Here is a 1,806-nt window from a genome sequence, read left to right on the forward strand (position 1 = left end):
CGCCACCGCCAGCAACACCACCGCGAGCGGCCAGCCGGACAAAGCCGCCGCCAGCGCCAGCAGCAGCGCGGTCGCCGCGATCACCGCCGGGCGCTGCCACCGCCCCGCTGCCTGGGCGATCACCGCCCCGCCGACCACCCCCGCCAGAAAGCCGAGGATCAGCCCCGCCGCGGTAAAGGCCGCCGCCTGTCGCGCGACCGCGTCGACCGCCAGCCGCGTCGTATTGCCGCTCATGAACGACACGAACATCCCGCCCGCGCGCAGGAACCCGATCGCATCGACGCACCCGGCCAGCATCGCCAGCGCCGCCGCCAGCCACCAGTCGGCGCGCGGGTGGCGCCTCATGCGTCGATGGCCTCCTCGTCCAGCCGCGCGGCATTTTCCTGGATGAAGGCGAAACGGTGCGCGGGATTGGTCCCCATCAGCCGGTCGACCAGATCCTTCACCCCGGCACGCTCTTCATATTCCTGCGGCAGGGTGATGCGGATCATGCTGCGCTTCGCCGGGTCCATGGTCGTCTCGCGCAGCTGCTGAGGGTTCATCTCGCCCAGCCCCTTGAAGCGCGCAACATCCACTTTCTTGCCCTTAAACGCGGTGCGTTCCAGCTCGGCACGATGCGCGTCGTCGCGCGCGTACAGGCTCTTGGCGCCTGCGGTCAGGCGATAGAGCGGCGGCTGCGCGAGGTACAGGTGCCCGCGCCGCACGAGCTCGGGCATTTCCTGGAAGAAGAACGTCATCAGCAGCGTCGCGATATGCGCGCCGTCGACGTCGGCGTCGGTCATGATGACGATCCGCTCGTAACGCAGCGCATCAGGCTGGCAATCCTTGCGCGTACCGCAACCGAGCGCCTGGACCAGGTCGGCGATCTCCTGATTGGCGAGGATCTTCGCGCTGGTCGCGCTGGCGACGTTCAGGATCTTGCCGCGGATTGGCAGGATCGCCTGCGTCTTGCGGTCGCGCGCCTGCTTCGCCGAGCCACCTGCCGAATCGCCCTCGACGATGAACAACTCGGTGCCCTCGGGGCTATCGGCGGCGCAATCGGTCAGCTTGCCCGGCAGCCGCAGCTTGCGCGAGGATGTGGCGGTCTTGCGCTTCACCTCGCGCTCGGCCTTGCGGCGCAGGCGTTCGTCCATCCGCTCCATGACATAGCCGAGCAGCGCCTTGCCGCGCTCCATGTTCTGGCCCAGCCAATGGTCAAAGTGGTCGCGCATCGCCTTTTCGACCAGCCCGGCGGCCTCAGGGGAGGTCAGCCGGTCCTTGGTCTGGCTCTGGAACTGCGGGTCGCGGATGAACACGCTAAGCATCAGCTCGCTGCCGACCATCACGTCGTCGGCGGTCAGTTCCTTGGCCTTCTTGTTGTTCACTAGCTCGCCGAACTGGCGAAGTCCGCGCACCAGCGCCTGGCGCAGCCCCTGTTCGTGGGTGCCGCCGTCGGGGGTCGGGATGGTGTTGCAATACCAGCTGTAGCTGCCGTCGCTCCACAGCGGCCAGGCGACCGCCCATTCCACCTTCCCCTGCGCATCCGGGAAATCCTGTTGCCCGGTGAAGAAATCGGCGGTGGCGCATTCGCGCCCGCCCACCTGCTCGCGCAGGTGATCGGCCAGCCCGCCGGGAAACTGGAACACCGCCTCCGCCGGCGTGTCCGTTCCCTCGACCAACTCCGGCGCGCATTTCCAGCGGATCTCGACGCCCGCGAACAGATACGCCTTGGATCGTGCCAGCTTGTAGAGCCGTGCCGGCTTGAAATGCAGCTCGGGTCCGAAAATCTCGGTATCGGGAACGAAGCTGACCGAGGTGCCGCGGCGG

2 protein-coding genes are annotated in these 1,806 nt (G+C 67.8%); both read right to left on the bottom strand.

Translation table 11 applies throughout. The features are described from left to right. Window positions 1-345 (bottom strand): DUF1275 family protein (locus AX685_RS15880; RefSeq protein WP_156445859.1); only part of this gene is annotated, 345 nt, incomplete at its 3' end. Further along, window positions 342-1,806 (bottom strand): toprim domain-containing protein (locus AX685_RS15885; protein WP_066490394.1); only part of this gene is annotated, 1,465 nt, incomplete at its 5' end. The genes AX685_RS15885 and AX685_RS15880, both read right to left, overlap by 4 nt.

Source organism: Sphingomonas sp. CCH9-F2 (assembly GCF_001556735.1).
Taxonomy (GTDB): Bacteria; Pseudomonadota; Alphaproteobacteria; order Sphingomonadales; family Sphingomonadaceae; genus Sphingomonas; species Sphingomonas ginsenosidimutans.